Origin of the sequence: Pseudomonas sp. MD195_PC81_125 (genome assembly GCF_014060985.1) — a bacterium.
Classification (GTDB): Bacteria; Pseudomonadota; Gammaproteobacteria; order Pseudomonadales; family Pseudomonadaceae; genus Aquipseudomonas; species Aquipseudomonas parakoreensis.
Map to the genome: position 1 here is coordinate 1 of NZ_JABULD010000233.1, position 4,070 is coordinate 4,070.

At 59.9% G+C, this 4,070-nt stretch carries 4 protein-coding genes; 1 reads left to right on the plus strand and 3 read right to left on the minus strand.

Annotated elements, in window-relative coordinates; translation table 11 throughout:
* Positions 1-82: 82 nt before the first annotated feature.
* From zapE to HT737_RS10100, 3 genes are all read right to left on the minus strand, one after another.
* Entirely contained in the window at positions 83-1,177 is a 1,095-nt protein-coding gene (gene zapE, locus HT737_RS10090; protein ID WP_041074841.1) for a cell division protein ZapE, read from the minus strand.
* Between the two features lie 90 nt (positions 1,178-1,267).
* Entirely contained in the window at positions 1,268-2,623 is a 1,356-nt protein-coding gene (locus HT737_RS10095; protein WP_095668345.1) for a tryptophan--tRNA ligase, read from the minus strand.
* 24 nt (positions 2,624-2,647) lie between these two features.
* Positions 2,648-3,277 (minus strand): alpha/beta hydrolase, encoded by a 630-nt coding sequence (locus HT737_RS10100; protein WP_121187824.1) that lies wholly within the window; start codon positions 3,275-3,277, stop codon positions 2,648-2,650.
* Positions 3,278-3,421: 144 nt separating this feature from the next.
* Between HT737_RS10100 and HT737_RS10105 the strand changes: the two genes are divergently transcribed.
* On the plus strand, positions 3,422-3,856 hold the full coding sequence (locus HT737_RS10105; RefSeq protein WP_121187138.1) for a YhcB family protein: 435 nt from the start codon (positions 3,422-3,424) through the stop codon (positions 3,854-3,856).
* Positions 3,857-4,070 lie beyond the last annotated feature (214 nt).

Below are 4,070 nucleotides of genomic sequence, written 5' to 3' on the forward strand. Positions count from 1 at the left end.
CTGGCGAAGCTGCGATCTTTTGATCTTCAGTGCATAAAAAAGGGCCTGCAAATGCAGGCCCTTTTTTATGCACCGAATCTGTTTAAGGCTTGTGCGCCCGCGACAAGAATTCGTGCGATTGCATCTCCAGCAGACGACTCAGCGTACGCTGGAATTCGAACGTCAGGCGTCCGCCGGTGTACAAGTCTTTCAGCTCGACTTCGGCAGAAATGATCAGCTTGACGTTACGGTCGTAGAACTCGTCGACCATGTTGATGAAGCGCCGGGCGATGTCGTCGGTGGTGACACTCATCTGCTCGACGCCGCTGAGCAGCACGGCGTGGAAGATCTTGCCCAGTTCGATGTAGTCGTTCTGGCTACGCGGGCCGTCGCACAGTTCGCGGAAGTCGAACCAGGCCACGTCGTCGCAGGTGCGCAGGGCACGGATTTCGCGGTTCTCGATGATCAGCACATCATTCTCGACCGCTGCGGTGCATTCCGGCGTCAATGCCTTGAAGCTCTTGCGCAGGCTTTCGTGGGCCGCTTCGTCCAGCGGATAGTGGAACAGCTCCGCTTGTTCGAGGTGGCGCAGACGATAGTCGACGCCGCTGTCGACGTTGACGATTTCGGTGTTCTGCTTGATCAGCGCAATGGCCGGCAGGAAGCGCGCACGTTGCAGGCCATCCTTGTACAGGCCGTCCGGAACGATGTTCGAGGTCGCGACCAGGGTCACGCCGTTCTTGAACAGCTCTTCCATCAGCGTGCCGAGGATCATCGCGTCGGTGATGTCCGAGACGAAGAATTCATCGAAGCAGATCACTCGTGACTCGGTCGCAAAGCGCTTGGCGATGATGGTCAGCGGGTTTTTCTCGCCGCCGAGGGTTTTCATCTCTTCGTGCACGCGCTTCATGAAGCGGTGGAAGTGGGTGCGGGTCTTTTCCTTGAACGGCAGCGCTTCAAAGAAGGTGTCGACCAGATAAGTCTTGCCGCGCCCCACGCCACCCCAGAAGTACAGGCCTTTGACCGGCGTCTGATCCTTCTTGCCAAACAGTTTGCCCAGCAAGCCCGGCTTGTTCTGCTCGGCCGCGATCAGATCGTCGTACAGGCGCTGCAGATGACGCACAGCAGTTTCCTGCGCGGCGTCATGGAAGAAGTCCGGGCGTTTCAGATCAGCTTGGTATCGTTCTAGGGGCGTCATAATTCGTTAGCAAGGCAACAAAAACGGGCCGTCACTGTAGCGACGGCCCGTGGGAATGGCAATCAGCCCTTGGTCGGGCCGCGCCGTTGTTTAGTCCTGAACCGGGGTCAGCGCTACACGCAAAGCTTCGATCGCGGCGTCCCGCGCAGCAGCATCGGCGAACGCCGGGCTGTCACCCACGCACTCGCCTTCCAGCCATACGCTGAAGCTCAGGTCTTGATTGCGGATGTCCAGCGCCTGACCGGTTTGCAGTTGCTTGGTCACCTGCCCGGCGGTTTTGCCGTCGGCGAAGTTGCGCGACAGCAGCAGTTGCTCGCCATCGGCCGCCAGCAGACGGAAACGGAAGCTGCCGTCGTCTTCACGGAAACTGACGAAACGTGCAGCTTTCACGGCTTTCTTCTTGGTGGTCGCCGCGACTTGCACCTGATTGACGAACGAACGCAAGCCAACCGCTTCACGCAGTTCGTTGAGGAACGGCGTCGCCACCGCACGGGCCTTTTTCGCACCGTGTTGCAGGATGTCTTCCAGATCCGCCGGGCGCTCGATCAGTTGGTGATAGCGTTCGCGGGACTCGCCCAGTTCATTGTCGAGCAACTGGAACAGACGGTTCTTCGCCTCGCCCCAACCCAGACCGCCGAGCAGTTCGCTGCGGAATTCGTCCGCCTGCACCGGTGTGGCGAACGCCTGGAACAGGGTGAACAGGTGCGAGTTGTCCGGATCCTTGGCTTCGCCCGGCGCTTTGGAGTCGGTGACGATCCGCGAGATCGCGTCCTTCATCTCTTTGGCGCTGGAGAACAGCGGGATGGTGTTGTCGTAGCTCTTCGACATCTTGCGCCCGTCGAGGCCTGGCAACGTCGCCACGCTCTCCTCGATCAGCGCTTCAGGCATGGTGAAAAACTCTTTGCCCTGGCCGAACAAGTGGTTGAAGCGCTGGCCGATGTCGCGGGCCATTTCCACGTGCTGGATCTGGTCACGACCGACCGGGACCTTGTGCGCGTTGAACATCAGAATGTCCGCTGCCATCAGCACCGGGTAGCTGTAGAGGCCCATGGTGATGCCGGCATCCGGGTCTTCACCGCTCTCGACGTTCTTGTCCACCGAGGCCTTGTAGGCGTGCGCACGGTTGAGCAGGCCCTTGGCGGCGACGCAGGTCAGCAGCCAGGTCAGCTCGGGAATTTCCGGAATGTCGGACTGGCGATAGAAGGTCACACGGTCGACATCCAGGCCACCGGCCAGCCAGGTCGCGGCGATTTCCAGACGCGAGCGCTGGATGCGCAGCGGGTCATCGCATTTGATCAGGGCGTGGTAGTCGGCCAGGAAATAGAACGAATCGGCATTGCTGTCGCGGCTGGCGAGGATCGCCGGGCGGATGGCGCCGGCGTAGTTGCCCAGGTGCGGCGTGCCGGTGGTGGTGATGCCGGTGAGGATACGGGTACGGTTCGTCATGGGTAATCGCTTGTCAGACTGCAATCAATTCGAGAGACGCGGCAGGATCAGATCCTTGAGATCGGTCAGCTTGCCATGAAAAAAGTGTCCGCATTCTGCCACTTTCAGCAGCTCATGGGGGCGCTGGAGTTGTTCCGACCAGTCATAGACCAGCTGCGGATCGATCACTTCGTCGGTTTCCGGCTGGATCACGGTCAGCTCGGCGTGCTGTGGCAGTTGATCCTGATCGCCCAGACGCATCACCGCCGGCGCGACCATGAACAGCTGCTTGAGCTGTACGCCTTGCGCTTCGAGACGACCGCCGAGACTTGCTGCAACAAATCCGCCGAAGGAGAAACCGAACAGGGTCAGCGGCAGATCCGGATGCTTTTCCCGCAGCCAGGCGGCAGCGGCCTGGGCGTCGTCGACTTCACCGCTGCCCATGTCGTGGGAGCCTTCGCTGGCACCGACGCCGCGATAGTTGAAGCGCAAGGTAATCAGCCCGGCGTCGCGCGCAGTGCGCTGCAGGGTCGAGACGACCTTGTTGAGCATGGTGCCGCCCTGCACCGGGTTCGGATGGCAGATCAGCGCGATGCCGACTGGCTGCTCGTTATCGAGGTACAGCGCTTCGATTTGGCCGACTGGGCCGGCAATGACTACAGGGGTTTCACGCATCAGCAAGGAAGGAACTCCGTGACCTCGAATCGGGTCGACTCGTCTAGCAAATTGTCTGTGCCAATCTATTGCGAGTGAATCGCGGTATACAGCGCAGGTTCGAGCCGTTAACGTAAAGCAAAGCCGTTTATAGAGGAAGGACTCGTGGAACACTCGCTCTTAGTTTGGTTGTTACCGACTCTTGCCCTGGTTGTGGGTGTCGCCATTGGATTCCTGATCGCTCGCGTCGCACCGAATGCCGCGCCGAGCCGCACGCAGCGTCAACTGGATGATATCCAGGAGCGTTTCGACAGCTATCAAAACGAGGTGGTCACCCACTTCAACAGCACCGCGATGCTGGTCAAGAAGCTGACCCAGAGCTATCAGGAAGTGCAGGATCATCTCGCCGAGGGCGCCAACCGTCTGGCCCTGGACGAGCAGACCCGTCAACGCCTGATCGCCGCTTTGCACGCCGATGCCACCCAGGCACCGCGCGAACGTCTGACGCCACCGCGCGATCAGGAGCCGCCGCGTGATTACGCGCCAAAAGCCCCGAACTCACCGGGCATGCTCGATGAGCATTACGGTCTGAAGAAGTAATCGGGTTTCGCGCCCAACAAAAAGCCCCCGGACATTTCGCTTGTTCGGGGGCTTTTTTGTGCCTATGGAGTTTGTGGTGCTGCACAGGCCCAGCAACCCTGCAGGAGCTGTCGAGTGAAACGAGGCTGCGATCTTTTGATCGTGCTGTTGAGAGCTGAAGATCAAAAAGATCGCAGCGTGCCGCAACTCCTACAGGGCGACTGCGTTCAGGCAA

Bases quoted from the DNA above. Each gene is read 5' to 3' on its own strand.
- zapE (WP_041074841.1), bottom strand. From the start codon at position 1,177: ATGACGCCCCTAGAACGATACCAAGCTGATCTGAAACGCCCGGACTTC.
- HT737_RS10095 (WP_095668345.1), bottom strand. From the start codon at position 2,623: ATGACGAACCGTACCCGTATCCTCACCGGCATCACCACCACCGGCACG.
- HT737_RS10100 (WP_121187824.1), bottom strand. From the start codon at position 3,277: ATGCGTGAAACCCCTGTAGTCATTGCCGGCCCAGTCGGCCAAATCGAA.